General features: G+C 40.2%; 26 protein-coding genes and 1 tRNA gene. 8 read left to right on the plus strand and 19 right to left on the minus strand.

Translation table 11 applies throughout. From position 1 onward, the window contains the following. Positions 1-89: 89 nt before the first annotated feature. From NSQ79_RS08170 to NSQ79_RS08195, 6 genes are all read right to left on the minus strand, one after another. Positions 90-656 (minus strand): aminodeoxychorismate/anthranilate synthase component II, encoded by a 567-nt coding sequence (locus tag NSQ79_RS08170; protein WP_013991050.1) that lies wholly within the window; start codon positions 654-656, stop codon positions 90-92. Then, positions 653-2,008: an anthranilate synthase component I gene (trpE, locus tag NSQ79_RS08175; protein WP_118184839.1), complete on the minus strand. Its 1,356-nt coding sequence runs from the start codon at positions 2,006-2,008 to the stop codon at positions 653-655. Before trpE ends, NSQ79_RS08170 begins: the two co-directional genes overlap by 4 nt. A 78-nt stretch (positions 2,009-2,086) precedes the next feature. Then, complete coding sequence (locus NSQ79_RS08180) at positions 2,087-2,365, minus strand: chorismate mutase (RefSeq protein ID WP_045002037.1); 279 nt, start codon at positions 2,363-2,365, stop codon at positions 2,087-2,089. Positions 2,366-2,942: 577 nt separating this feature from the next. After that, on the minus strand, positions 2,943-3,293 hold the full coding sequence (locus NSQ79_RS08185; protein ID WP_014634923.1) for a PBECR2 nuclease fold domain-containing protein: 351 nt from the start codon (positions 3,291-3,293) through the stop codon (positions 2,943-2,945). A 94-nt stretch (positions 3,294-3,387) separates the two neighbouring features. Next, on the minus strand, positions 3,388-5,736 hold the full coding sequence (locus tag NSQ79_RS08190; RefSeq protein ID WP_195214555.1) for an HAD-IC family P-type ATPase: 2,349 nt from the start codon (positions 5,734-5,736) through the stop codon (positions 3,388-3,390). Between the two features lie 163 nt (positions 5,737-5,899). Then, positions 5,900-6,409 carry a hypothetical protein gene (locus NSQ79_RS08195; RefSeq protein WP_061652303.1) on the minus strand — a complete coding sequence of 170 codons (510 nt, stop codon included), beginning with the start codon at positions 6,407-6,409 and terminating at the stop codon, positions 5,900-5,902. 302 nt (positions 6,410-6,711) lie between these two features. Between NSQ79_RS08195 and NSQ79_RS08200 the strand changes: the two genes are divergently transcribed. Next, the gene (locus NSQ79_RS08200; protein WP_002884818.1) at positions 6,712-7,011 is read left to right on the plus strand and encodes a YbaB/EbfC family nucleoid-associated protein; all 300 of its coding nucleotides are present in this window, start codon (positions 6,712-6,714) and stop codon (positions 7,009-7,011) included. 119 nt (positions 7,012-7,130) lie between these two features. On the opposite strand, the gene NSQ79_RS08205 is transcribed toward NSQ79_RS08200, so the two are convergent. Beyond that, positions 7,131-7,748: a hypothetical protein gene (locus NSQ79_RS08205; protein WP_013991059.1), complete on the minus strand. Its 618-nt coding sequence runs from the start codon at positions 7,746-7,748 to the stop codon at positions 7,131-7,133. Between the two features lie 1,100 nt (positions 7,749-8,848). On the opposite strand from NSQ79_RS08205, the gene NSQ79_RS08210 reads away from it, so the two are divergent. After that, positions 8,849-9,550 (plus strand): ABC transporter ATP-binding protein, encoded by a 702-nt coding sequence (locus tag NSQ79_RS08210; RefSeq protein WP_013991060.1) that lies wholly within the window; start codon positions 8,849-8,851, stop codon positions 9,548-9,550. Between the two features lie 14 nt (positions 9,551-9,564). Next, positions 9,565-12,207, plus strand: coding sequence for an FtsX-like permease family protein (locus NSQ79_RS08215; protein WP_049528382.1), 2,643 nt, complete (start codon positions 9,565-9,567; stop codon positions 12,205-12,207). 51 nt (positions 12,208-12,258) lie between these two features. Here the strand turns inward: NSQ79_RS08215 and NSQ79_RS08220 are convergent, their stop codons facing one another. The 3 genes from NSQ79_RS08220 to NSQ79_RS08230 all read right to left on the minus strand — a co-directional run bounded on the left by NSQ79_RS08220 (position 12,259) and on the right by NSQ79_RS08230 (position 14,337). Continuing rightward, entirely contained in the window at positions 12,259-12,987 is a 729-nt protein-coding gene (locus NSQ79_RS08220) for a MerR family transcriptional regulator (protein ID WP_013991063.1), read from the minus strand. A gap of 174 nt (positions 12,988-13,161) precedes the next feature. Then, positions 13,162-13,752, minus strand: a complete 591-nt coding sequence (locus tag NSQ79_RS08225; protein ID WP_049528387.1) for a 3'-5' exonuclease — start codon at positions 13,750-13,752, stop codon at positions 13,162-13,164. Between the two features lie 48 nt (positions 13,753-13,800). Beyond that, positions 13,801-14,337: a DUF536 domain-containing protein gene (locus NSQ79_RS08230; protein WP_002884601.1), complete on the minus strand. Its 537-nt coding sequence runs from the start codon at positions 14,335-14,337 to the stop codon at positions 13,801-13,803. Between the two features lie 202 nt (positions 14,338-14,539). Between NSQ79_RS08230 and NSQ79_RS08235 the strand changes: the two genes are divergently transcribed. Then, the gene (locus NSQ79_RS08235) at positions 14,540-14,707 is read left to right on the plus strand and encodes a hypothetical protein (RefSeq protein ID WP_153300619.1); all 168 of its coding nucleotides are present in this window, start codon (positions 14,540-14,542) and stop codon (positions 14,705-14,707) included. Between the two features lie 146 nt (positions 14,708-14,853). Continuing rightward, positions 14,854-15,213 carry a metal-sulfur cluster assembly factor gene (locus tag NSQ79_RS08240; RefSeq protein ID WP_013991066.1) on the plus strand — a complete coding sequence of 120 codons (360 nt, stop codon included), beginning with the start codon at positions 14,854-14,856 and terminating at the stop codon, positions 15,211-15,213. A 157-nt stretch (positions 15,214-15,370) separates the two neighbouring features. On the opposite strand, the gene ilvD is transcribed toward NSQ79_RS08240, so the two are convergent. Further along, on the minus strand, positions 15,371-17,074 hold the full coding sequence (gene ilvD / locus NSQ79_RS08245) for a dihydroxy-acid dehydratase (protein ID WP_002884316.1): 1,704 nt from the start codon (positions 17,072-17,074) through the stop codon (positions 15,371-15,373). A 127-nt stretch (positions 17,075-17,201) separates the two neighbouring features. Here ilvD and NSQ79_RS08250 point away from each other — a divergent pair, with 127 nt between their 5' ends. Then, positions 17,202-18,383 carry an NAD(P)/FAD-dependent oxidoreductase gene (locus NSQ79_RS08250; protein WP_049528392.1) on the plus strand — a complete coding sequence of 394 codons (1,182 nt, stop codon included), beginning with the start codon at positions 17,202-17,204 and terminating at the stop codon, positions 18,381-18,383. Between the two features lie 71 nt (positions 18,384-18,454). On the opposite strand, the gene NSQ79_RS08255 is transcribed toward NSQ79_RS08250, so the two are convergent. The 5 genes from NSQ79_RS08255 to NSQ79_RS08275 all read right to left on the minus strand — a co-directional run bounded on the left by NSQ79_RS08255 (position 18,455) and on the right by NSQ79_RS08275 (position 21,865). After that, positions 18,455-18,541, minus strand: a tRNA-Ser gene (locus NSQ79_RS08255). A 58-nt stretch (positions 18,542-18,599) separates the two neighbouring features. After that, entirely contained in the window at positions 18,600-19,241 is a 642-nt protein-coding gene (gene trmB, locus NSQ79_RS08260) for a tRNA (guanosine(46)-N7)-methyltransferase TrmB (RefSeq protein WP_003096317.1), read from the minus strand. A gap of 9 nt (positions 19,242-19,250) precedes the next feature. Next, on the minus strand, positions 19,251-20,042 hold the full coding sequence (locus tag NSQ79_RS08265; RefSeq protein ID WP_002884270.1) for a phosphotransferase family protein: 792 nt from the start codon (positions 20,040-20,042) through the stop codon (positions 19,251-19,253). Between the two features lie 57 nt (positions 20,043-20,099). After that, entirely contained in the window at positions 20,100-21,137 is a 1,038-nt protein-coding gene (locus NSQ79_RS08270) for an ABC transporter permease (RefSeq protein WP_049528398.1), read from the minus strand. After that, positions 21,134-21,865: an ABC transporter ATP-binding protein gene (locus NSQ79_RS08275; protein WP_149561190.1), complete on the minus strand. Its 732-nt coding sequence runs from the start codon at positions 21,863-21,865 to the stop codon at positions 21,134-21,136. The genes NSQ79_RS08270 and NSQ79_RS08275 overlap by 4 nt, the downstream gene beginning before the upstream one ends. Positions 21,866-21,929: 64 nt before the next feature. On the opposite strand from NSQ79_RS08275, the gene NSQ79_RS08280 reads away from it, so the two are divergent. Both NSQ79_RS08280 and NSQ79_RS08285 read left to right on the plus strand, forming a co-directional pair. After that, entirely contained in the window at positions 21,930-22,349 is a 420-nt protein-coding gene (locus tag NSQ79_RS08280) for an HIT family protein (protein WP_037599159.1), read from the plus strand. After that, positions 22,346-22,645, plus strand: coding sequence for a hypothetical protein (locus NSQ79_RS08285; protein ID WP_014634939.1), 300 nt, complete (start codon positions 22,346-22,348; stop codon positions 22,643-22,645). The genes NSQ79_RS08280 and NSQ79_RS08285 overlap by 4 nt, the downstream gene beginning before the upstream one ends. 180 nt (positions 22,646-22,825) lie before the next feature. Here the strand turns inward: NSQ79_RS08285 and NSQ79_RS08290 are convergent, their stop codons facing one another. The 3 genes from NSQ79_RS08290 to NSQ79_RS08300 form a co-directional block, all read right to left on the minus strand. After that, positions 22,826-22,993 carry a hypothetical protein gene (locus tag NSQ79_RS08290; RefSeq protein WP_014634940.1) on the minus strand — a complete coding sequence of 56 codons (168 nt, stop codon included), beginning with the start codon at positions 22,991-22,993 and terminating at the stop codon, positions 22,826-22,828. Positions 22,994-23,568: 575 nt separating this feature from the next. Beyond that, a complete protein-coding gene (locus NSQ79_RS08295; protein WP_002884297.1) occupies positions 23,569-24,177 on the minus strand; it encodes a DUF4230 domain-containing protein in 609 nt (202 codons plus the stop codon). A 17-nt stretch (positions 24,178-24,194) separates the two neighbouring features. Further along, complete coding sequence (locus NSQ79_RS08300) at positions 24,195-24,320, minus strand: hypothetical protein (protein ID WP_002884447.1); 126 nt, start codon at positions 24,318-24,320, stop codon at positions 24,195-24,197. Between the last annotated feature and the right edge of the window lie 193 nt (positions 24,321-24,513).

Raw genomic sequence — 24,513 nt, forward strand, 5'->3', positions numbered from 1 at the left:
ATCTGTTTTCCTTTAAAAAACTGTTCAATGTTTTCTGATGCACGCGAGAGATTTTGAGCGTAGAAAAATCTAGTCCAAAGACTGTCCAACTAGCCTGCAACAATTTTTACGAAATTTTCAACCATCTTAAGTCCATCTGGACTTCCGATGCTTTCTGGGTGATATTGCAAACCGTAAATAGGTAGCTCCTTATGTTGAATGGCCATAATTTCTTGATCATCAGTTGTGATAGCTGTCACATCAAAGCCCTCTGGCATTTGGTCAACAACGATGGAATGGTAACGCATGATTGGGACATCATTGTCGATATCCTTGAAAATAGGTGATGGCGTTTCAAAAGTGATGTTACTTTGTTTCCCATGCATGACATTCTTAGCCAAGCCAAGTTTACCACCAAAAGTTTCCGCAATAGCTTGATGCCCCAAGCAAATTCCCATCATCGGTTTTTTACCAGCGAAATCCTTGATTAAGGCTTCCATTTTACCCGCATCAGCTGGCCAACCTGGACCCGGTGAAAAGACAAGCCCGTCAGCTTTTTCCGCCTCTTCATAGAGGGTCTCATCATCGTTACGCAAGACCTTTACCTCTGTAAATGTCCCTAGGTATTGTGCCAAATTATAGGTAAAAGAGTCATAGTTATCAACTAATAAAATCATTGGGCATCTCCTATTCTTGTCATAGCTTTCGCCTTGTTAATCGTTTCGTAAAATTCATTTTCAGGAACACTATCGTAAACAACACCAGCACCTGCTTGAACATAGGCTTTTTGATTTTTGAGAATCATAGTACGGATGGCAATGGCAAAGTCCATATCTCCTGTCGCAGACAGATAACCAATAGCTCCCGCATAAATACCACGTTTTTCCTGCTCAAGCTCATATATACGACGCATGGCACGAATCTTAGGTGCTCCTGATACGGTTCCAGCTGGAAGGGTTGATTTTAGCGCATCCAGTGCTGTCAATTCCGGCAAGAGTTGTCCCTTAACCACACTGGTAAGATGCATCACATAGCGGAAATACTCAACTTCCATATACTTGGTCACCTTGACCGTACCATTTTTAGCAATCTTACCAATATCATTACGTCCCAAGTCAACCAACATACGGTGTTCCGCAGTTTCTTTGACATCATGTGAGAGTTCATCTGCCAAAGCAGCGTCTTCCGCCTCATTGGTACCACGAGGGCGAGTTCCAGCAATCGGATTGGTTACCACCTCTCCATTTTTCACTGAAACCAAACTCTCTGGGCTAGCACCAATCACCTGATAATCTCCAAAATCGTAGAAATAAAGATAGTTTGATGGGTTGGTCACACGCAAGTTACGGTAGTAATCCAAAGGATCTCCCTCAAAGTCCGCTGAAAAGCGTTGGCTAAGCACACATTGGAACATATCTCCCTCACGAATGAGTTTCTTGGCCTTAGCCACCATATCCATGAAGACTTCTTTTTCGATATGATTTGAAAATTGCAAGGCTTGCAAGGCTTGAGGCGTAAACTCGTTTGGCGCCTGAGTCTGGAGGTTGGTTACCACCTGACCAAGAGCTTGACGCACCGCATCGTTGTCACGACCAGAGTAGATATTGTCCTCAACCACATAAACCTTTTCCTTCTTGTGGTCAAAAATCAAATAAGACTCATAGATGAAGAAATGCATATCAGGTGTCCCAATCGTATCTTCTGGAATCTCACCGATATTTTCATAGAGACCAATCATGTCATAGCCTGCAAACCCGATAGCACCACCTGCGAAAGGTAGATCAGACTTGATGCCCTTGACTGTTACTTGGTCCAAGTATTCGAAAGGATCTTGATTAATAACCTTACCATTTTCATAAAGAACACCATCCTTGAAGGTTACTTCAAAGACCGGATTGTAGGCAACAATAGAAAAACGTGCATTTTCCTTCTCACGAGGAATCGATTCAAGGATAACCTTGTGTTCCCCTTGAACACGCATATAAGCCAAGATTGGTGTTAAGGTATCGGCTGGTAAAATTTTTCTCATAATATTTCCTTTCAAACTGGTTTATCAAGAGTAATAAGACTGATGCAAGGCCCCTTTATAGGATGTATTGGCACCATATTATTCTTTGTTCACTTTCTCTTCCAAAGCAATAAATGCTTTAATCATGCTTCTCCAAACACTTTCAGCCACATCTGGCGATAAGCCAAGCTCTAGTGCCTCCTTACGACGGTTTGCTATCACTTGAGCAACACGATCACTAGCCTGGACAGCAACCTTGTCTCCCTTGGGTTTAAGCCGTCCTGCCTTTTCCACAAGTATTTGACGTTGGGCCAGTAATCGAATCAACTGTCTGTCAATATTATCAATCTCAATTCGAATATCGCTTAATGCATCCATAAATACCCAACCTTTCATTGAATAATGACATAACACTTCTTTAAAGATAAAAGTAAACAAAAAACCTCACAGAGAAAAACTCTGTGAGGGCATTAAATCTAGTTTAACACGGTACCACCTCAGTTAATGGTCTCCAAAAAAACGACCATCATCTCTATCTCCTCTAACAAGGAGTTGCACGGTAAGGGGTGCCAACCGAGAAGAATATGTATTACCTTCTCATTATCATCCAATCAGCCCAATGTTCGCTCATCTCGATTACCTACTCACAATCACCGCAGGCTCCCTGAAAATCTAAGACCAGTTACTTTCTGATTTACCAACTATTGTACTCCTTTTTAGAGAGATGTCAAGAATTTTCTGTTAATTTTGACAATTCCTCCCTTATAAGATTCGTCCATACCTCATTCAGAGAGTGAGATAGTCTTGTCACCACACTTTACAAAATAAAAAAGCCCCCAAAGGGACTTCTTGGATTGATAAACAACGGCAGGGTGACAGTCCTGCATCTCTTTCAGACCCGAAGGTGCGGCGGCTGCCTCTTCCGCCCTCGTTGTTATTTCTTACCCATATTATATCACATTTTCTTAGCTCTACCAGCATTTAGATAGTTTTTCAGCTTAGAATCTTTAATCACAAACATGGTACGGACATTAAGTTTATCACATAATCTGACCGCTACCAGAACATTACCATCAATACGTTTGATATATTCCAAGGACTGGCCATTAGGATGGCGACCGATATAGTCCGGATGAGCAATAATCTCTGGAATACGTTCATAGGTAGCATCAAAATCACTGAATTCCTGGCGGTGTTTTTCCATATGCTTCTTACGTTGTGCAGACAGCGTGATTTCTTCACCAGGCTTGTAGTCCAAATCAAAAGCTTTAATGACTTTTGGCGTCAAGTGCCCTACTGTTTTCATGCCTCTATTGTACCATACCTCATACACATCAAGATCTTTCCTACTGTTGAGGTATCAAAAAAACTCAAGCCTGTTACCAAGCTCGAGTTTTGACTTATGTTTTTTGGAAAGCACCTTGTTTATAGCTAATCCAAAAGAAAAGCGGTATACAGATAGCCATTGCTACCAGATAGATTGGCAAGGTGTAGCTATTAAGTGTCGAAATTTCAATCACATCTCGAAGATAGTAAGAGCTAATTAAGAAACCAAAGACTGAGTAAATAATCAAGGCCACACGTCCCTTGTTCAACGGGATACAAGCACGAATAACGGCAAGAACACCCGTTGATCCCATCATATAGTAAGACAGCGTCAGCATGTCCGTATTGCTCATACCAAGATAGACCTGAGATAGATGGAAAATAAGAACACTGATAACCAGCATCAAGGCATTAGGAATAGACAACTGAAGCGAACGTCTGAGGAAATGTTTCTCAACAGGTCGTATATTACGTTCGAAGGTCAAAATAAATGGTGGAAGACCCTCGATAAATTGCCCCGCTAATGTCATCTGAACCTGAATGAATGGGAAGACCAAGAGGTACTCTGCCTTTCCAAAAACAATACTGGCAATACAGATAAGCCCCAAAAGGAAGGAATAGACCGTTTTGATGAGGAAAATAGGTGCAATGTGGGCAATATTATTAACCACACGACGTCCCTCAAATAGAATTTCAGGAATATCCTTAAACTCTGAATCCATAAGCACCAAGTTGGCAATCTGACGTGTAGCGGGATCCCCTTCAGCCATAACAATCGAACAGTCCGCCTCACGTAGTGCCAAGATATCGTTGACACCGTCACCAGTCATAGCTGTGGTATGCCCATTGGCATTAAGGGTTTGGATTAACAACTTCTTCTGATGTGGAGATACGCGACCAAAGATTGCCGTATCTTCAGCCAAAGCCTCCAACTCCTCATCACTGACCTTAGAACAGTCAATATAACTTTGATAATCCGCAAAACCAGCCTGGTGGGCAATATGAGAAACCGTCACAGGATTGTCACCAGAAATAATCTTAAGCGTCACATCTTCTGAACGTAGGTATTCCAAAGTTTCTGCAGCATCCTCACGAATAGGATCGGCAATTTCGAGCAAGGTCAAGCCTTCAACATCATTCGGCAAACTCATAGTCTCTGTATCAACCGCTGACTGACTCCATGCCAAAATCAAAACACGAGAACCACGAGCCTGCGCCTGATCGACTGCTTTTGGGTTTTCCTTAAGAAGCATCTCAGGTGCTCCCAAAAAGAGAGTTCCGACCCCGTCAATGCTCATAGCACCCCATTTACGATCACTTGAAAATGGGATAACATCCCCTACCTGATAGTGATGCTCCAGACGTTCATAGGCATTTCGAATCGCCTGAGCCGTTGCATTGTTATCCTTGCTATGCTGCATATAGGCCGCAAGCAAGCGCTCCAAATCCTCTTTAGTGAAACGCTCCGACAGTAGTTTCAAACCCTTAACGGTCATCTTTCCTTGCGTAATTGTTCCTGTTTTATCTAAACAAAGCACATCGACACGCGCCAAGGTTTCGACAGAGTACATCTCCTGCACCAGGATATGTTTCATTCCAAGCTTAATAACGGCCGTCAAAAGAGAGGTAATTGTCAAAAGGGCAATTCCCTTAGGCAACATTCCCAGAAGGGCTGTCGAACTGGTAACTACCGACTCTTGAAGAGAGAGCTGTTTAATCAAGTAAGCCTCAAAAAAGAGCGCAAGCCCAAACGGTATCACAATCTTGCCCGTAAACTTGGCAATCTTATCCATATTATAGAGGATACGTGACACGATTGGCTTATGCGTCTTGGCCTCAAGCATGAGCTTATTGGCATAATTATCCTCGGCTACGTTAATAACCTTAGCATAAACCTGACCACTCACAAGGTAAGAACCTGAGAGCAACTCCTTCCCATCCTTCTTGAGAATAAGGTCACTCTCACCTGTCAGCATAGCCTCGTTAAGCTCAGCCATCCCATCAACAACCACGGCATCACTAGGCACCTGCTCACCCGCAGACAAGAGCATGATATCATCCAAGACAATATCCTGAGGATCAATACAAGTTACCTCACCATCACGCACCACACGGATTTGATCCTTATTCATGAGATTGAGCTTATCAATCATGCGACGGGCACGCAACTCTGTCATCATCCCCGTAAAGGCATTAAGCACAATGATTCCGAAGAAAAAAAGATTCGACCAAGCCTGAACAGCAATCAAGGCCACAAAAATAGCAAAATTGAGCATATTAAAGGAGTTAAAGACATTACGCCTAAAAATCTCCCAGTTGCTGGAGCCAGTTTTTGCTTTAAAATGATTTGTTTTACCGGCATCTATCCGCCGCTTGACCTCCATCTGCGTCAAGCCTTGTAACTGTTTTTCCATAACTTTCATAGTAGCATAAAAATGAGGTGTTTTCAAAGGTTAGCCGTCATGGAAAGCCAAGAAATGGACCTATTATATCGAACCACTCTCCCGACTATTTCACTCAACCTAAACTACTTTCAAATAGCAAAGGCAAGAGTCCCTACAAAACACTTCTATGCTATCTTATTCTCTAATTAAACCTACTTTGATAAATTAAATTAAACAACCACTGAAGATTAATTAATGGTTTTGGTTGAGCATCAATCACTGGTTGGACGGTCTCTCTAATTTCTTTTTGGACGGTTCGTTGCTTATATTTAATAGTATGATAATGTTCATCTAAAGCATATTGGTTAGAAAAATTTCGATTAAAAAGATAGCCATTACCTGATGCCGAAATAAAAAATAGAGTATCACCTGAAAAATCTAATATGGACGTTTTGGTTCCTTTTTCTCTAGTTATTGCGTACGACCCATCATCATCATAGCTAATACCATCTATTTCCGGTGTATAAATCCAGTCATTATTCTCCATCAGCATAATGATGTCCGGTTCTGTCCCCTCCTTATGAGGGATGTGCTGAGCATAATAAACAGAGTGGTATTTTAAATTAAAAAAAGTAAATAGGCTCATTCCTAAGACTGTATACAGCCCTATAATTAGTCCTACAAAAATCACCAAAATATTTCTTTTTTGCATCCTTATCTTCTCTTTCTTTCTTATCTCCAATCGAATTTTGACTGGATTAACAATAAACCATTGTACCGTATTTATCATAAGTCTTACAATTTAATGATTTGTAATTGCTCTAACATTTGTTATGAATAAGAAAAAATCAGGTCTTTATAAATTTCTCCAACGCCTCTCCCCACTTTGTCAATCAAGCTAAACATGGTATAATAGTTAAGATTTTTATACTACTTATTTCTGGTCAGAAGTGGGCAGTAAAATTTAAGAAACAGGGGCTAAACCCTTGGTATGAAAGGAATCTAGAAACTATTATGATGAACATGCAAAACATGATGAAGCAAGCTCAAAAGCTTCAGAAACAAATGGAAAAAAGCCAAGCTGAATTGGCTGCTACAACCTTCACTGGAAAATCAGCACAAGACTTGGTTGTTGCTGAATTAACTGGTGATAAAAAAGTGGTTAACATCACTTTCGCTGATGCTGTCGTGGATCCTGATGATGTGGAAACACTTCAAGATATGACTGTTCAAGCACTTAACGATGCTCTTGGACAAATTGACGAAGCGACTAAAAAATCAATGGGTGCCTTTGCCGGTAAATTGCCATTCTAAAAAATAAAAAGGAATCTCGCGGTTCCTTTTTTCTATACACTCATTTAGTAACTCAGTCATAACATACAAAAGACTTGGACAAGAAATCCAAGTCTTTTTGTGATAGTCATATAAAAATTTTATTCTTCAACTAAAGCAAGACCTGACTGTGCGTCTTCTTCGTTGGCCAATTCATAGCGATTCTTTTGACCTAAGTAGATGCTCGCTGAATTTAATGAACTTTCTAAATTAGGGTAATTCACATCTTCATTCGCTGTTTGGATAGGTACCGGTCCTGAAATTAATAGCTCATCAGCATTCTTGACATAAATCTGGTATTCTCCAACTTCGCTAGTTTGAGCTAAAATCTCATTCAACAAGTCTGGGTCAAGCGTTTGAGCGACGCCATCAACCACTTGATTAGAGTTCTGCTTATGCTCTGACGAATCCACTACTTCAGTGATAACGATGTAATCAGGTGTTTCCTCATCTGAAGTCTTAGCTCCTTCAGTTTCTGGCTGTTTTTGCCCAGGTGTTTCTTGCTTCTTCGTATCTTGAGCTTGCCCATCATGAGTCTTCATTTCCTCATCACTAACGGTTTGAACCTTAGTCTGATTGGCATCTAAATCGAGTTTTGGAGCTTCTTTGACGTCAGCTGAGACCCCACTAGTACCCATGAATAGAGCTAGAGTCCCCAAAGTAGCAATCAAGCTGATTACTGCTTTGCCGATAAAACCATTATCTTTGTTTTTAATCATAAATCCCTCACTATTTGTTTGGTTAGCTCTAACTGGCTAACAACGAGTCCAATTTGCTGCTGTAGGTGGTAAAAGGTTGGTTGAGCTGTTTGACCAACCCTTCACCCAGATAACAATCTTAGCATGCAAAAACCTTGATTTCAAGCATTTCTTTAATTTTTAAGCATTTTAAATAAATGACAACTTCATGTCTTAAAATTGATGACAATCTATTATCTGATTAGCTTTTTTACGCTATGCAAATGGTAATTTCTTTAAATGGTACTTAGGGAAATAATACTTGTTTTTTAGACAGATTCTTCAGAAACCACTTTTGCTGACTTACCTCCCAAAAAAATTTATCGGATAGCAAAATTCTGTCCAAACACTTTAAATGCAACTATAAAAAGAATTCTTGATTCAGGAAGTGGAGTTTTCAACATCCTAAAATACTATTAGAAACTAAAACCCTCAATTAGACCAAAGAAAGCTACAACAAAAGGATTTATAAATAACTTTATAAAACGCCTCCCAATAAACAACTCATTCTAAAAATTCGCACCTCTCATTTAGATATCACATTTTAAGTCATTTACAACTTCTTTAAAAATAACTAACACACGAAAAATGATTACGAAAAGGCCGCTATTTCCCCACGAATAAATTAACCCATATAGAAAATGTATCTTCCAAATGCAAAAAAATGGCGGTATTCTGGATAGATCCATGCTCGAAACTATGAAAAACTCTTTATTCACCATCGACTCTGATACAAAAGCAGATCCCTTCTGACACCCCTATGGTGAAACATTTACCGACCTAAACTCTGCAATAATTATGGAAATTTGGAAAAATAACAAATCTACGCAGTAAAAGACTAAAAATAACCTAACTTTATAACTATTCCACCAAATCTCCACCTCACTCAAAGCTCATCTAGAATAGGTTTTTCTCATGTGTAAGCGCTTCGCTCAAATTTCTGTCACATGTAAGAAAGTCTTATCGTCTTTTAAACCTTTTTTTGCCACAAAACCTAGATATTCCAAGGAAAATCCGTTACAATAGAGTACGGAAAGATAGGTAATTATCAGCATCATTATTTTCATATGAAAGGGAAATTCATGGCTTATATTCAAATGAAGCATAGCTATAAACGCTATAAAACCGGTGATCTGGAAATTATCGCAAACAACGACGTAAGCTTTGATATTGAAAAAGGGGAGCTTGTCGTCATTCTCGGTGCCTCTGGTGCAGGGAAATCAACCGTTCTTAACATCTTGGGTGGTATGGACACCAATGACGAAGGCCGCGTCATTATTGATGGTAAGGATATCTCTGAATACACAGCTAAAGAACTGACAACCTATCGTCGTGAGGACGTTGGCTTTGTGTTCCAATTTTACAACTTAGTTTCAAACCTTACGGCCAGGGAAAACGTCGAACTAGCATCCGAAATCGTTCCAAGCGCTAAAGATGCTACTCAAACACTCGTCGAAGTCGGTTTGGGAGACCGCTTAGACAACTTCCCATCACAACTATCTGGTGGAGAGCAACAGCGTGTTGCCATTGCACGCGCCGTTGCCAAAAATCCAAAGATCCTTCTTTGTGATGAACCAACAGGGGCTCTGGATTATCAAACAGGGAAACAAATCCTGACCCTCCTTCAAGAAATGGCTCGCAAACAGGAAACAACTGTTATTATCGTGACCCATAATGCTTCTCTAGCTCCAATTGCCGATCGTGTCATTCGAATGCACGATGCCAAGATTAAGAGTGTGGAACTTAATCCTAATCCACAAAAAATCGAGGACTTGGAATACTAGAAAGGAGCACCGTCATGAAAAAAACAACTTATTGGAAAGATGTTTGGCGAACCTTTGTAGCTTCTAAAGGGCGTATGCTCTCTATTGCCTTGCTTATGGCACTGGGATCCTTTGCCTTGATTGGTCTTAAAGTAACTTCTCCTAATATGAAAAAAACTGGGGAACACTTCTTCAAGACGCATCAAACCGCTGACTTGAGCTTAATCAGTACTTACAGTATCAACCAAACCGATCAGGACCTTCTCAATTCGATTAAGAAAAAGAATGTAGACATCGAGTATGGTTATTTCAAAGATGCTGTTATCAAGGGGACGAATACGGCATTTCGTATTTTCTCTAAACCTAATAAAATCTCTACTTACGACCTTATTGAGGGGAAACTTCCTACTAAGGACGGGGAAATCGCTCTTTCCTCAACTTATAAAGAAGAATATAGCGTCGGAGATAAGATTAACTTTTCTGAGCCAGTAGATAGCTCAGGGCAAAAACAATTAAAGGAACAAACATATACCATTACTGGTTTTGTTAATTCCTCTGAACTTCTCTCTAGGAACCGCCTTGGTAATGCCAGTGCTGGTACGGGGAAACTGGATGGCTACGCCATTGTTCCAGAGACGGACTTCACCTCTAATGATTACATGATTGCCCGCATCCGCTACAAGGATTTGGAAAATGTTAGTCCTTTTAGTGAGAAATACGCAAATAAGATTTCTGAACGAAAGGCTGAACTCAAGGAACTCTTTAAAGACGAACCTGAGAAACGCCTCGCTGAAATCAAGTCACAGTCTCAAGCTCAAATTACTCAAGCTAAACAAGAACTTGAAACAGCACTCGCACAGACCCAGCAAATGGCTACAAGCAACCCAGCCGAAGCCGCTAGCGTCAAAGAAGCTACTACCAAAATTGAAGCCAAGCAAAAAGAACTCGAAGAAAGTCAAGCAATGGTTGATAATTTACCAGCGCCTAGCTATCAATTCTACTCTCGTCGTGAGATTCCGGGTTCTGAGGGATATGTTGCTTATGAAAGTAATATTAACATCATTCACGATGTGAGTAACATCTTCCCTGTCGCTCTCTACTTTATGGTAGCTTTGGTTACCTTTGTAACTATGGGACGCTTTGTTGAAGAAGAACGTGGTAAGGCTGGTATTTTCAACGCCCTGGGCTACAGTAGTCCGAGAATTATCCATAAATTCGTCATTTATGGTTTGATAACGAGTATTACTGGTACAACCGCAGGTGTTATTACCGGTCATACACTACTTCCGATTCTAATCCACAATACTTATAAGAGCGATTTGCAACTTCCTGCTTTCGAGTTGCACTTCTACCTAGGACTTACTCTTGTGGCCTTCCTTTTAGGTCTCTTATCTGCTGTGCTACCTGCCTTTGCGGTTGCCAAGAAAGAGCTCTGGGAAAAACCTTCCCAACTCCTTCTTCCAAAACCACCTCGTGCAGGAGCTAAGATTGTCCTAGAACGCATCACACCTCTTTGGAAACGTCTCAGCTTTACGGAAAAAGTTACCATGCGTAATATTTTCCGCTATAAGCAACGGATGTTTATGACCCTCTTTGGTGTCGCAGGTTCTATTGCACTGCTCTTCGCAGGTTTAGGCATTCGATCTTCTGTATCTAACCTTAACCAGCAACAGTTTGAAGACATCATTCACTATGATATGATTGTTGCCAAGCAACCAAATACGTCAAGTGCTTTGGATGAGGAACTCACTAAACTCCTCGATAGCAAAGACGTTAAAGAATACTTGAATGTCCATTTTGAAACCTTGCAAAAAATTGCCGGTAGCAACAAGGACACTCAGGAAATCTCAACCCTTGTCTTTAATGACCGTGACGATAAACTCGTTGATAGTTACGTTAGCTTGCATGACCGAGACCGTAATAAGACTCTCAAGCTATCTAATGACGGAGCTATTATCTCTGAAAAAATGGCAAAACTCCTAAACCTCAAGGTTGGAGATACCATTACTGTGCAAAACAGTCAGGATGAGTCTGCCAAGATTAAGATAGCTGGTATCACTGAAATGTACATGGGGCATTTCCTCTTTATGAATGCTAGCTACTACCAAAAAGCTTTTGGGACACCTTCAGTGAATAATGCCAACCTTGTTACTCTTGCTGAACCAACTAAGCAAAATGTTGAAAATATGGCAGCCAAATTCATCAACTTACCTAATGTTTACGGTGTTGTTCAAAACAACAACCTTAAACTGCAAATCAGCACTATGGTCAATTCATTGACACAGGTTATTGGTATCTTGATTACGGTTTCCATTCTCCTTGCTGTGGTTGTTCTCTATAACCTCACTAACATCAACGTTTCAGAACGTATCCACGAACTTTCAACCGTTAAGGTTCTTGGTTTCTACAATAACGAAGTATCCCTCTACATCTATCGTGAAACCATTTACCTTTCAATCATCGGTATCTTCGTAGGGTTCGGTCTTGGACAGGCACTCCACCAATATATGGTAAGCATCATTCCGCCAGATCGTATCATGTTTGATCCATCTATCGGACTGGCTACCTACCTTTTACCAGCTGTTCTTATCGGCATAATCCTTATTATCCTTGGCTTCGTCGTCAACAAACGTCTTGCCAAACTTAATATGCTTGAAGCCCTAAGCTCAGTTGAATAAGCTAAAAACGCCTGAGAAGTAATTCTCAAGCGTTTTTTTATGTTCGATAACTTATTTTGTTTTAGTCTTAGCCAACTCTAGACAGTAGGTTTTCACATGACAATGAGGACAAGTCAGCTTACGAGTCCTTGGTGTATGTCCTCCAATGGCAAATTCTTTAAAACTTGGATCAAAGGTCCTATGACAATTAGGACAGAGGTATTCAACCTGCTTTCTATAGTGAAACACCACTAAATTCATTACTAAAAAATAAGCAGGACCGACAATAAAGATACCTCTGGAATCCTTAAAATAATAAATGACAACCAGTAGGCTCATCAGATAAAGAAGGGAGATTAGAATGACACTCCCATATATTCTCAACTGCAAATGACGCCATGATTTTTGATTTTCCATAAGACGTGAAATGTCTGACAAATCTTCCAGCGAAAGTTGATGTCGTTTAGCAGTTGCTTTTTGCAAGTGACGGGCACGTTTTAGTTTGACCTCTATTTCCTCTGAAGACTTTTCCAAACTCTCGATTTGGTCTGTCAACAACAGCTCTAAAACCTGTTCCCTATTCTCCTCTTGCAAGAGTTTTTGGATCTGTTTGATTGAGAAATCCAAATCTCTTAAGAAACAAATGACTTGCAAACGTTCCAAATCTGATTCGTGATAGATTCTCCGACCACCCTCCGTGACTTCAGATGGCGTCAAGATACCTCGTTGATCATAGTACTGGACAGTCCTAACAGACACTTCTGCTGCTTTAGCCAACTCTCCTGTTGAAAACTGCGACATCTCAGTCACCTCCTTTTAAGATTTTCTATCAAAGAAGGTCTTTCACCACCTTTGATACCTAGATTCTACCTTATAACGCAAGGTAATATGCAAGCTATAACCCTAGAGGATTTTCTTTTCTTACAGAAAAAGTTAGCTATCACTCTTTACAACCTTTACAGCTCTTGTAAAGCTTTAGTCGAAAAGACCGCCCAAACCTAAGGCTGCAAAAGGATTGTTACTGACTTCTTCCTGTTGCTCCAGAAGCTTGGCATTCTCATCTAATTCGAGAAACTTCTCATAAATCTGTGCGGTCATGCGAGCATCCTCCAAGCTGTTATGGCCATGTCCCTTAATTCCAAAGAAATCTGCCACACTAGTCAACTTAAGGTTAACAATACCGTTCAAATCAGTAGCACGACGATCAAAAGCCTCATCAAAAACATCTAAAGCATACTGCTCTTCCAGGTCCAAACCATTTTCCGACAAAATAGGTAAGTCCGACTTAAGGGCATTGTAGCCGATAAGTGGAGTGTCGCCAACAAATGATTTAAAGTCCGTCAGAACGGACTCTAGCATTGGTGCCTTGGCAATCTTGTCCGCTGTAATTCCCGTCAAACCATTGATAAAGGACTGCAAAGGAACATCCGAATAGACGAAAGAATCAAACTGGCCCACTTCCTTGTGCTGGTCCATCTTAACGGCCGATACTTGGATAATATGGCTAACCCCATCCACTGTGTTAAACTCCAAATCAAAGGCAATATAAGTTTCTAAATTTTCCATTTTATCTCCTATAATAGTTAAAGCTGAGACTGAGTCCCAGCTTCTTTTTTATTTTCCAAATAGACGTCCAAAGAAACCTTTTTTAGAAGCTTCTTCTTGTTTGGTCTGGATTTCTTCCACTTGAGCCTTGGCTTCGTCAACCTCAACCTTAGCCTCATCGAGTTCCAGTTTAAGCTCTTCCTTGTCCTTCATAGCAGTCAAGGTCAATTGTTGCTGTTGATCGATTTGCTTGTCCTTTTCAGCGATTTGAACGTCTTTGACACGCAATTGATCATCCATGTTAGACAACTGCTCATCCTTAGCCTTCAACTGAGCATAAAGACGGGCAATCTCAGAGTTTTTCTCGTCTACAAGAATTTCCAACAACTCACGTTGCTTTGTTTCTTCATCGATTGGCTCATCGTCAAAGATGGTTTTCTTGTAGATTTCCTCCAACTTAATCAAGCCACTGCGTTTAACGACAGTAACCCCTTTAGCATTTTTTTCTAAATCTTCTTCTGGAAGTTGTTTGACACGATTATTGACTGCTTGACGACTAACGCCAAGGATTTCAGCAATCTCGCTGACTGTCTTTTCAATACTCATAATAGCCTCATTTTCTCTTGAAATGTCTTACTATGAGAATATCACAATCACTCCTTTCTGTCAATTTGACTAGTTATTCTGAATATCTGAAGAACTCTTTTTAAGTTTCTTTTTCCTTTCACTCTTCAAACAATTTACTTGATAGGAAGCTAAGCTTTTGGTAAACTATGTGTGGGTATAAATGTATATAGAAGGAAAGTCTTTGACTAAAACAATCGGTACTTCCAAATTGGGTTTGGTCGGTATCAGATCTGTTGTATCTAGGAATGGTGAGAACAATTCCACAAGGTTTGGGATTTTCATTCTTGCTCCAATTATGGGTGGCATTCGAGCAACCTTGGTTGCAAAACTACTTGATATTGAAGCATAAATCACATTATCTTCAACGGTTTGACTGTTGGAGTTTTTTTATTGTCAATCCACTCGCTCACTAAAGCCTCATATTGCCATCCGAGATTGAAAAAAGCCCTAAATTATGCCATAATAAGCAAAAGCAAAATAGAAAGAATGAGTCCTATGAAAAACTTCCGTGATGATATTAAGGTCAATGATTTGGCCCAGCCCTTCTTAGAGCCAATCGTTGAACAAATGACCACTGTATTCGACCCTGAAATTGAGCTAGATATTTACAACCTTGGTTTGATTTATGAAATCACCGTCGATGAAAATGGCCACTGCTACTTCCTTATGACCTTTACTGATACTGGTTGTGGCTGTGAAGAGACAATGCCTTATGAAATCGCTGAAAAGCTAAAAGCCATCGACGGCATTAACTCTGTCAAGGTAGAAACCACTTATTCACCTGTCTGGAAGATGACACGTATCAGTCGTTATGGACGTATTGCTCTTGGTATCTCACCTCGAGGCGGAAAATAAAAGGAAAACCGATTGGACATTTCCAACCGGTTTTTTTGAGGCTAACAGCAGATAGACGATCACTTTTTCATGATGCTGCCATCAACTGTCTCAGGATTTAACACCAAAAAATCACATCGAACAAATGTCCGGTGTGATTTTATTTTATATCATGTAATTAGGCTTTACCTGATTTATCCATGTTCCAGAAGTCGGTAACGGCACCACGAGATGCTGATGAAACGATGTGAGCATACTTACCGAGGACACCACGGCTATAAAGTGGTGGCAACTCAGTTTCAGCTTTACGTTTCGCCAACTCTTCGTCTGAAACGTGCATAGTAATTTCTTTAGTATCTTGGTCAACTGTAACCATATCACCTGTACGGAGGTAGGCAATAGGTCCACCAACCTGAGCTTCAGGAGCAATGTGACCAACAACGAGTCCGTAAGTACCACCTGAGAAACGTCCATCTGTCAAGAGGGCAACCTTGTCCCCTTGACCTTTACCAACGATCATTGATGACAATGACAACATTTCTGGCATACCAGGACCACCCTTAGGACCTACAAAACGTACAACAACTACGTCGCCATCAACGATTTCATCAGAAAGAACGGCTTCGATGGCATCTTCTTCTGAGTCAAATACTTTAGCAGGACCAGTAATGTTACGAACTTTAACCCCTGATACTTTGGCAACCGCACCTTCTGGAGCCAAGTTACCTTTCAAGATAATCAATGGACCATCAGCACGTTTAGGATTTTCAAGTGGCATGATGACTTTTTGACCTGGTGTCAAATCATCGAAGGCCTCCAAGTTTTCTGCAACAGTCTTACCAGTACATGTGATACGATCACCGTGAAGGAAACCATTCTTAAGAAGGTATTTCATAACGGCTGGCACACCACCGACATTGTAAAGGTCTTGGAAGACATATTGACCTGATGGTTTCAAGTCAGCCAAGTGAGGCACACGCTCTTGGAAATCGTTGAAATCTTCAAGTGTCAAATCAACATTAGCGGCGTGAGCAATAGCGAGCAAGTGAAGTGTCGCATTGGTTGAACCACCAAGTGCCATTGTGACGGTGATGGCATCTTCAAAGGCTTCACGTGTCAAGATATCTGATGGTTTAAGACCTAGTTCAAGCATCTTAACAACCGCACGACCTGCTTCTTCGATATCTGCTTTCTTCTCAGCTGATTCTGCAGGGTGAGATGATGATCCTGGAAGACTCATCCCCATTACTTCGATTGCTGTCGCCATTGTGTTGGCAGTATACATACCACCACAACCACCAGGGCCAGGGCAGGCATTACATTCAAGCTCTTTAACCTCTTCAGCGGTCATATCACCGTGGTTCCATTTACCGATACCTTCGAAAACAGAAACCAAGTCGATATCCTTACCGTTAAGATTACCTGGTGCAATGGTACCACCATAGGCAAAAATCGCTGGAATATCCATGTTAGCAATGGCAATCATAGAACCAGGCATGTTCTTATCACATCCACCGATAGCCACAAAGGCATCGACGTTGTGACCACCCATAGCTGCTTCGATTGAGTCAGCAATGATATCACGAGATGTCAATGAGAAACGCATCCCTGGTGTCCCCATGGCAATACCATCAGCAACGGTAATCGTACCAAATTGAACTGGCCAAGCACCCGCGTCTTTAACACCTTCTTTGGCAATTTGACCAAAACCGTGCAAGTGGATATTACATGGTGTGTTCTCAGCCCAAGTTGAGATAACCCCAACAATAGGCTTTTCAAAACTATCATCCGTCATCCCAGTCGCACGAAGCATGGCACGGTTAGGCGATTTAACCATGCTATCGTAGACAGATGAACGGTGTTTCATGTTATTTTCAGACACGATATTTTCCTCCATAGTTAATAACTATTCTAATTTAGACTTCTACTCCTATTCTAACATAAATTGTCTAAAAAAACTGACCATTTACCAACTATTCTCCCTTTTTAAATTATGCTAAAATAAAGGCATGAAACATTTTGATACTATCGTTATTGGTGGGGGACCTGCTGGCATGATGGCGACCATCGCCTCAGCCTTCTATGGCCAACAAACCCTCCTAATTGAAAAAAACAAACGTCTCGGAAAGAAGCTGGCTGGTACTGGCGGTGGACGTTGTAATGTTACTAACAACGGGACTTTAGACGATCTTCTAGCAGGCATTCCTGGTAATGGACGTTTCCTCTATAGCGTCTTTTCACAATTTGATAACCACGATATCATTGCTTTTTTCGAGGACAATGGTGTCAAACTCAAGGTTGAGGATCACGGACGTGTCTTCCCTAAGACAGATAAATCACGGACCATCATCCAAGCTCTAGAAAATAAAATTCAGGAACTGGGTGCTAGTATCCTTACCAATACAGAAGTTGTCTCTGTCAAAAAGGTTGATGAGCAATTCCAAGTTAAGTCTTCAGACCAGACTTTTACCAGTGATAAGCTCATCGTCACAACTGGAGGAAAATCTTACCCATCGACTGGTTCAACTGGTTTTGGACATGATATTGCCCGCCATTTTAAACTCCATGTCACTGATCTTGAAGCTGCGGAAAGTCCACTCCTAACCGACTTTCCCCACAAGGCTTTGCAGGGAATTTCTCTTGACGATGTCACTCTGTCCTATGGCAAACACAAGATTACTCACGACCTTCTCTTCACCCATTTTGGCCTATCTGGACCAGCCGCCCTACGTCTTTCTAGCTTTGTTAAGGGTGGTGAGATCGCTCATCTGGACTTTCTTCCCAACCAAAGCCAAGAAAATCTCAAGACTTACTTTGAAGAAAACCGTGAGAAATCTGTCAAAAACACCCTCAAAGCGCTTGTGCCTGAGCGTGTTGCTGAATTCCTAGCAGAAGATAAGGCTGATAGCAAGGTTAAACAACTGCACCCCAAAGACTTGGAAAATATTATCAGTCAGCTTAAGGACATGGAAATTCCAATCACAGGTAAAATGTCACTTGCCAAATCCTTTGTGACTAAAGGTGGCGTTGACCTTAAGGAAATTAATCCCAAGACCCTAGAAAGTAAAAAAGTCCCTCACCTACACTTTGCAGGAGAGGTCCTTGACATCAATGCCCATACCGGCGGTTTTAATATCACTAGCGCCCTCTGTACTGGTTGGGTAGCAGGTATACAGAGCCCTTGGGACTAGGAAGATTTTTCAATTAACGACAACAAAAAGGTCCCTTCTATGACAGAAGGGACCTTTTGTCTATTACTCAAAGGAGAGGAGGGGATTCGAACCCCCGAGCCCCGTTAAGGACTACACGCTTTCCAAGCGTGCGCACTCGGCCTCTATGCGACCTCTCCACAACAAACGATTAGCCATTAATAGACTAATCGTTATTTTTAATCAAGTTTTCAAGAGTTAATCTTTAAACTGAGCCTCTACTCGGTAGATGACCTGACCTTTTTCCGAAAACTTACGCTCATATTCAGTCATGACGTTGCCTTCATAATCACTGGCATGAAGGTCCAACCAAACTTTGTTGAGAACCATTCCATATTGTGAAAAGCTCGCCAAACTGTATTCAAAAAGTCCACGATTGTCTGTCTTAAAGTGAATCTCTCCATTTTCAGGCAAAATTTGCTTATAAGTATCTAGGAAAGTCTTGTATGTCAAACGACGTTTCTCGTGGCGACTCTTAGGCCATGGATCTGAGAAATTCAGATACATCATATCCACTTCGCCATCTTCAAAATAATTGGTCAAGGCTGAACCATCCACGCGCAAGAGTTTGACATTTTCAGCACCCGAAGCCAAAACCTTATCCAAGGCATAGCTCAATACAGACAGCTGAATATCAATACCAATGTAGTTGATGTCAGGATTTTGTTGGGCCATACCAGTAATGAAGGCCCCTTTACCCGATCCTACCTCGATATGGATAGGATTGTCATTACCAAAAAGCTCATGCCACTTACCTTTAGCAGCTTCCGGCTCAAGGATAACGTACTGAGGATGGTTAGCTAGGTGTTCCTCTGCACCTTTACGTTTTCTAACTCGCATGTCTACTTTCTAATATCTGTGCAAGGTCTCTCTGAATTTACGAAGTTCATAAATTTCTCGGTTGGCATGTTCCATATCACGACTATCAAAGAATTTTGAAATCTGTGTCAAATATGAAAACTGCCCATACCAGTATATCTTGTCCATCACAAGGTCGTTGTTCTTATAGCCATAGTATGACAACCACTGTGGCCAATGTGCCAATGGAATGTAATGGCTGAGGATCTGTGCCACATCATACATACGATCTGTTAGACGTACAGAATCCCAATCAACCAAATAAATCAATCCTGAGGTTGTGATGACAAAGTTACTATGACGAGCATCTCCGTGAACAATTGTTGCAATTTCCGCACGAAACTCTGGAAGATGACGTTTCAAATCTCTAACAACGTCTTGAAGGAAGCCGTTCTCACGCAATTGGTAAGCAGCATTCTCCTCCCACTCATGCAGAAGATCAAAAGGATTTTCAATATGATAATCCAACTGCAAGAGTTGATTAACCAAGTGTTTAGAGCGGTGCAAATTACCAAGAATTTGGATAATCTGTTTACTATTCATGTCATGTTTGGTCAAAATACGACCATCAAGCCACTCCTGTGCACTCATCATGTCACCATTTCCCAGACGCTTAGCCCACAAGAGCTGTGGTGCAATCTGTTCCTTGGCAAGAGCTGCCAAGATTGGTGTTGTATTCATCTTCACAAAGACGCGATCTCCGTTTGGGTAAGTTCCCATATAGGCCTTACCACTATTTCCTTTGAGAGGAGTCAGGCTCAAATCTTTATCTGTTGATGTCACCTAGGCATCTCCTTTTTCTTTAGTCATTCGTTTCTATTTTAACTTATTTAATAGGTGTTAGTCAATCATCTTCTTAAGCTTGGCTGGTAGGTAAACAAGGCTCAAAACTAGCATAATTCCAACCAAAATCAGGCTAAATTTAAGGTCGAAGAGACAAATAGCCTGTACCAGAGTCAACACAAGTACAATCTGTGTAATCAAGCGCTTAAGATTGCTCACCTGCATGTCTTTTCCAACTGGCATAAGGTTAGCCATTCTCTGATAAGCAAAGTGCGATTTAAGCGCCGTGAGCTGGAAGAGCAAAAGGTAGTCAAAAACAACCACAAGCACCATAGCCAGCCATTTTTCAGGAACCAAAAAGATAACTAAAAGCGTTAGGGCAAAAAGACGTAGGCTAAGAGCAAAGTAATCCCCAGAACGTAAGAAGGCTCTTAGGTAAAGATTGTACCAGGTATGTTCCTTGTCTTTCTTTGTACGTCTGAGAATACCATCCAAATAAGCACGACGTTTAACACTCGACGTAATCCCCTTAACATTGGTAAAGAGTGAAAAGAACTTCAGAATCGATTGTTGACGCTTATTTTCTCCTGCAATAGCCTCAGTCCAATTCAGTCCAGACTGCTTATAAAAAGGTTGAGCCTTTTTCTGGAAAATAAAGTACTTAAGAATGGCCATTGCCACAGCTACAAGGATAACTCCCCAAACTGGCAGCCCCAAGGCTAAAAAGAGGGGAATTACCAAAATAAAAATCAAGGTCTGGATAAAGGCCCAAAATCTGAAAGCACGCCCCGTTGCCTTCTTAACATGGTCTAGCACCTCTTCTTCCTTAACCAAAAGGTAGTGTTTGTCCGCAGGTTCTAGATAAGTCGCAATATTCCCCCAGAAAGGTAATAACAGACAAAGCATAAGTAAACCAAGAATGATTGCCCACGGATTCTTTGGAAAATGTCGAAGCAACTGGCTATACTGAACCAAGACAAAACCTAACAGAAAGAGGAGAACCAAGATAAAGTGATCATTAAAGACGTAGCGGCTATACTTAGCACAGCGGGCATTGAATCGCTTGCTACGCTCCTTAAATAGCTTAGCTATCATGACAATTCTCCCTTAGTTAACTGCATGTAGATATCGTTAAGACTAGCACTATCGTCGCCAAAAATCTGACGGAGCTCCTCGAGAGTCCCCTGTGCTAAGACTTGACCGTGATGTAAGATGACAAAACGGTCACACATTTTCTCAGCCGAATCCAAAACGTGTGTAGACATGAGAATTGCCTTGCCCTTAGCTTTTTCCTCAGCTAAAAGCTCAATCAAGTCCGAAATCGCCAAGGGATCCAAACCTAGGAAGGGCTCATCAACAATGAGAAGACTTGGACCAACAATAAAGGCACAGATAATCATGACCTTCTGCTTCATTCCCTTTGAAAACTGAGTCGGGAACCAATCTAACTTTTCATCTAAGCGAAAGAGTTTGAGGTACTTGTCCGCACGTGCCATACCCTCAGTCACATCAAGACCATAGGCCATCAACACCGTTTCCAAATGTTCACGAAGCGTCAATTCTTCATAGAGGCTTGGGGTTTCAGGGATGTAACCAATCTTCTGACGATAGCTAGCTGAATCTTGCTGAATGGTTAACCCATCAATGGCAATCTGTCCCCCATAAGGTGTTAAGAGACCAATAATCTCGTTAATTGTTGTTGATTTTCCAGCACCATTAAGACCAATGAGACCAACCAATTCACCATCAGCCACCTCAAAGGTCACATCTTTTAGGACGGGAATATTAGCGTAACCACCCGTCACCTTTTCTAATTTAAGCATTATCTTTTCTCTCTTTGGTATGATATAATCTATTATAACAAAAACTCATGGAAAGGTCGTTATTATGGATAATTGTATTTTCTGTAAAATTATATCTGGAGAAATCCCTTCATCAAAAGTCTACGAGGACGACAAGGTTCTAGCCTTCCTCGATATTTCACAAGCTACAAAAGGACATACCTTGGTTATTCCTAAAGAGCACGTTCGTAACATCTTAGAAATGTCTGCTGAGACTGCTGAGACTGTCTTTAGCCGTGTTCCAAAAATTGCTCGTGCCGTGCAAAAAGCAACTAGAGCAATCGGCATGAATATCCTTAATAACAACGAAGAAGTTGCTGGACAAACCGTCTTCCACGCTCATATTCATCTCGTTCCTCGTTACGGTGCAGACGATGGTATCCACATGGGATTTGACGAACACGAACCAGACTTCGCTGCCCTGGCTGACCTTGCTGACAGCATCGCTAAAGAGGTAACAGAATGAAAATTGGACGCTTTCTAGCTCTTGGAGCCCTCGCCTACGGTGCCTACTACGCCTATAAACGACGTGAAGACATCAAAGAGGAAATCCTAGACCTCAACCAATCACGAGAAAATATCTCTCACGATCTGGACAATATCAAACGCAACCTTGACATCATCAAGGAACAAAACCTTGTTCTCGCTGACATCAAACAAGACCTTAACTATAAAACACGCGTCTTCAAGAAAAACCTCGAACCCCGACTCAACATCATCCAAGAACGCTTGAAAAAATATCAGGGTGAGGATAAAGAATAAAGGTAAGTAGCCTGTGCTACTTACCTTTTTTATCAATGATGAAAACTTATAAAAAGTTTATGGATAGTGTAATAGTCACTCAATGTTCCTTTTTTTCACAACAGAAAGTACCATTCAATAATAAAAGGCACCACTAATCAGATTAAAGAGAACACTACTAAACCTATTTTCATATAATTACTATTTCTCTTTTAAAGCATTAATAATAGAACGTGTTGCTGATCTCGTTAAGCCTTGATTTTTAGGATGTGTCCTTAAATAGGAATGGACTTTGGTACCAGTATCTGAACGTGTGTAACCATTTGTATTAACAATCTTATTACTTAACAGTTTATCCAATAAATCCATTCTGCATCTCCTCACAATTAGTAATTAAAATTTATACTAAATGAATTCATTGTATCATAGTTACCATTCTGTATATTAGCAGTCCACCCAATATTTTCACCGCTCTTCATTTTATGCTTATAGTAGTTTGCTTTTTTTTGCTTTTTCGTCTGATTCCTCAACTTTCTGTCCTGGATTAACTGCAACAAATTCTGATATAGATACTGACTGCTTTCCTTTCGGATCGATACTAGATTGTGACGAACTAAATGGTGTTGCTTCAATACTATTGTTAATTACAATAGTTGATTCAATATTAATTTCTTTATCCGTTAAGTTATCAATAATAATATTTCCACCAGTTCTTGTTATTTTAATATTTTTATCACTATATAGTTCTTCCGTTTTTGCTACTTTTTTTTCGAACCCGTAATACTTTGTCCTACTTTTGACGTATTATTGCCATTAGTAGAATTTTCATTCGAAGAATCTCTAATAGCCAAAAAAATTATTAACAATGTAAATATAAATCCAAAAACTGCAAATACATAAACGCTAACATTAAAAATTTACTTTAACATATCTTTTCCTTACCTTTATTTTTGAGTTTCAATTGTCACTTTTGCCTCGTGGTCCAAAGATTTAATCATTGTAGAGTAGTACTTCTCGGCTGACTCCTTTAATAATTTTTTATTGTCCTTTATAAAACCTTGTTGTTCCTTATTTGAAAAACCTTCTGCAACAGCCTCACCAGTATCTATGTCTTTAGTCGAATAACTAAGAATCCCTCCACTAGTATCGTAGAGTGTATAAGGTTTGTCTTTATCTAATTCAACACCAATAACTTCAAATTTGGGTAATGTAACTTGATAATTATGATTACCATTATCTTTAATGGTTACATCATTCTTAATACCGAATTTTGCCGTATAATTTAGAATAATGAGTGCTTTCTTTTCTGAACCAGGTATTACAAAGTTACTACCAAATAACTTTGTATTATTTTCTATTGACTTAACTTTTTGAATAGATGCATTGAGTAAAACTAACTCACTGACCTTTTCCAAAGATTTTACATTTACTATGATTTCTGTCTTTGGTTTTTGATTACCAGATGACTCACTCCCTTTATATACGCTAAGAAAAATGAATCCTACGACAATCACTAATAAAATCGCTAAAATACCATATATTATCTTTTTCATACTTTTTTCCTATTAACTCATTTCTTCAAAAACAACTGGATTAACAATCCTGCAATCACAATACCAGCTGCAATTAGGGGGTTCAACATTGCTATTCCTACAAGAAGTAGAATAGCCAAAATCCATAAAACTACTTTTAACATTATTTCTCCTTATCAAATAACAAAAGATTGTAATATTAAACCCAAGAAATCACTAACTAAAATTTAATTTTACACAAAAATTATATAGCGATATGAATGCGTTGTCAACGCTTTCTTGAAAATAGAATATATTTTTAACTATTTACCATATTATCATAATTTAAACAATTTTATCTCATTTTATATTTAAGAA

The sequence above is a fragment of the Streptococcus sp. FSL W7-1342 genome (assembly GCF_037966635.1).
Taxonomy (GTDB): Bacteria; Bacillota; Bacilli; order Lactobacillales; family Streptococcaceae; genus Streptococcus; species Streptococcus salivarius_D.

Bases quoted from the DNA above. Each gene is read 5' to 3' on its own strand.
- NSQ79_RS08270 (WP_049528398.1), bottom strand. From the start codon at position 21,137: ATGATAGCTAAGCTATTTAAGGAGCGTAGCAAGCGATTCAATGCCCGC.
- NSQ79_RS08285 (WP_014634939.1), top strand. From the start codon at position 22,346: ATGAAAATTGGACGCTTTCTAGCTCTTGGAGCCCTCGCCTACGGTGCC.
- trmB (WP_003096317.1), bottom strand. From the start codon at position 19,241: ATGCGAGTTAGAAAACGTAAAGGTGCAGAGGAACACCTAGCTAACCAT.
- NSQ79_RS08280 (WP_037599159.1), top strand. From the start codon at position 21,930: ATGGATAATTGTATTTTCTGTAAAATTATATCTGGAGAAATCCCTTCA.
- NSQ79_RS08170 (WP_013991050.1), bottom strand. From the start codon at position 656: ATGATTTTATTAGTTGATAACTATGACTCTTTTACCTATAATTTGGCA.
- NSQ79_RS08210 (WP_013991060.1), top strand. From the start codon at position 8,849: ATGGCTTATATTCAAATGAAGCATAGCTATAAACGCTATAAAACCGGT.
- NSQ79_RS08250 (WP_049528392.1), top strand. From the start codon at position 17,202: ATGAAACATTTTGATACTATCGTTATTGGTGGGGGACCTGCTGGCATG.
- NSQ79_RS08275 (WP_149561190.1), bottom strand. From the start codon at position 21,865: ATGCTTAAATTAGAAAAGGTGACGGGTGGTTACGCTAATATTCCCGTC.
- NSQ79_RS08205 (WP_013991059.1), bottom strand. From the start codon at position 7,748: ATGATTAAAAACAAAGATAATGGTTTTATCGGCAAAGCAGTAATCAGC.
- NSQ79_RS08195 (WP_061652303.1), bottom strand. From the start codon at position 6,409: ATGCAAAAAAGAAATATTTTGGTGATTTTTGTAGGACTAATTATAGGG.
- NSQ79_RS08185 (WP_014634923.1), bottom strand. From the start codon at position 3,293: ATGAAAACAGTAGGGCACTTGACGCCAAAAGTCATTAAAGCTTTTGAT.
- NSQ79_RS08290 (WP_014634940.1), bottom strand. From the start codon at position 22,993: ATGGATTTATTGGATAAACTGTTAAGTAATAAGATTGTTAATACAAAT.
- trpE (WP_118184839.1), bottom strand. From the start codon at position 2,008: ATGAGAAAAATTTTACCAGCCGATACCTTAACACCAATCTTGGCTTAT.
- NSQ79_RS08200 (WP_002884818.1), top strand. From the start codon at position 6,712: ATGATGAACATGCAAAACATGATGAAGCAAGCTCAAAAGCTTCAGAAA.
- NSQ79_RS08190 (WP_195214555.1), bottom strand. From the start codon at position 5,736: ATGAAAGTTATGGAAAAACAGTTACAAGGCTTGACGCAGATGGAGGTC.
- NSQ79_RS08230 (WP_002884601.1), bottom strand. From the start codon at position 14,337: ATGAGTATTGAAAAGACAGTCAGCGAGATTGCTGAAATCCTTGGCGTT.
- NSQ79_RS08295 (WP_002884297.1), bottom strand. From the start codon at position 24,177: ATGAAAAAGATAATATATGGTATTTTAGCGATTTTATTAGTGATTGTC.
- NSQ79_RS08220 (WP_013991063.1), bottom strand. From the start codon at position 12,987: ATGTCGCAGTTTTCAACAGGAGAGTTGGCTAAAGCAGCAGAAGTGTCT.
- NSQ79_RS08300 (WP_002884447.1), bottom strand. From the start codon at position 24,320: ATGTTAAAAGTAGTTTTATGGATTTTGGCTATTCTACTTCTTGTAGGA.
- NSQ79_RS08180 (WP_045002037.1), bottom strand. From the start codon at position 2,365: ATGGATGCATTAAGCGATATTCGAATTGAGATTGATAATATTGACAGA.
- NSQ79_RS08240 (WP_013991066.1), top strand. From the start codon at position 14,854: ATGAAAAACTTCCGTGATGATATTAAGGTCAATGATTTGGCCCAGCCC.
- NSQ79_RS08225 (WP_049528387.1), bottom strand. From the start codon at position 13,752: ATGGAAAATTTAGAAACTTATATTGCCTTTGATTTGGAGTTTAACACA.
- NSQ79_RS08215 (WP_049528382.1), top strand. From the start codon at position 9,565: ATGAAAAAAACAACTTATTGGAAAGATGTTTGGCGAACCTTTGTAGCT.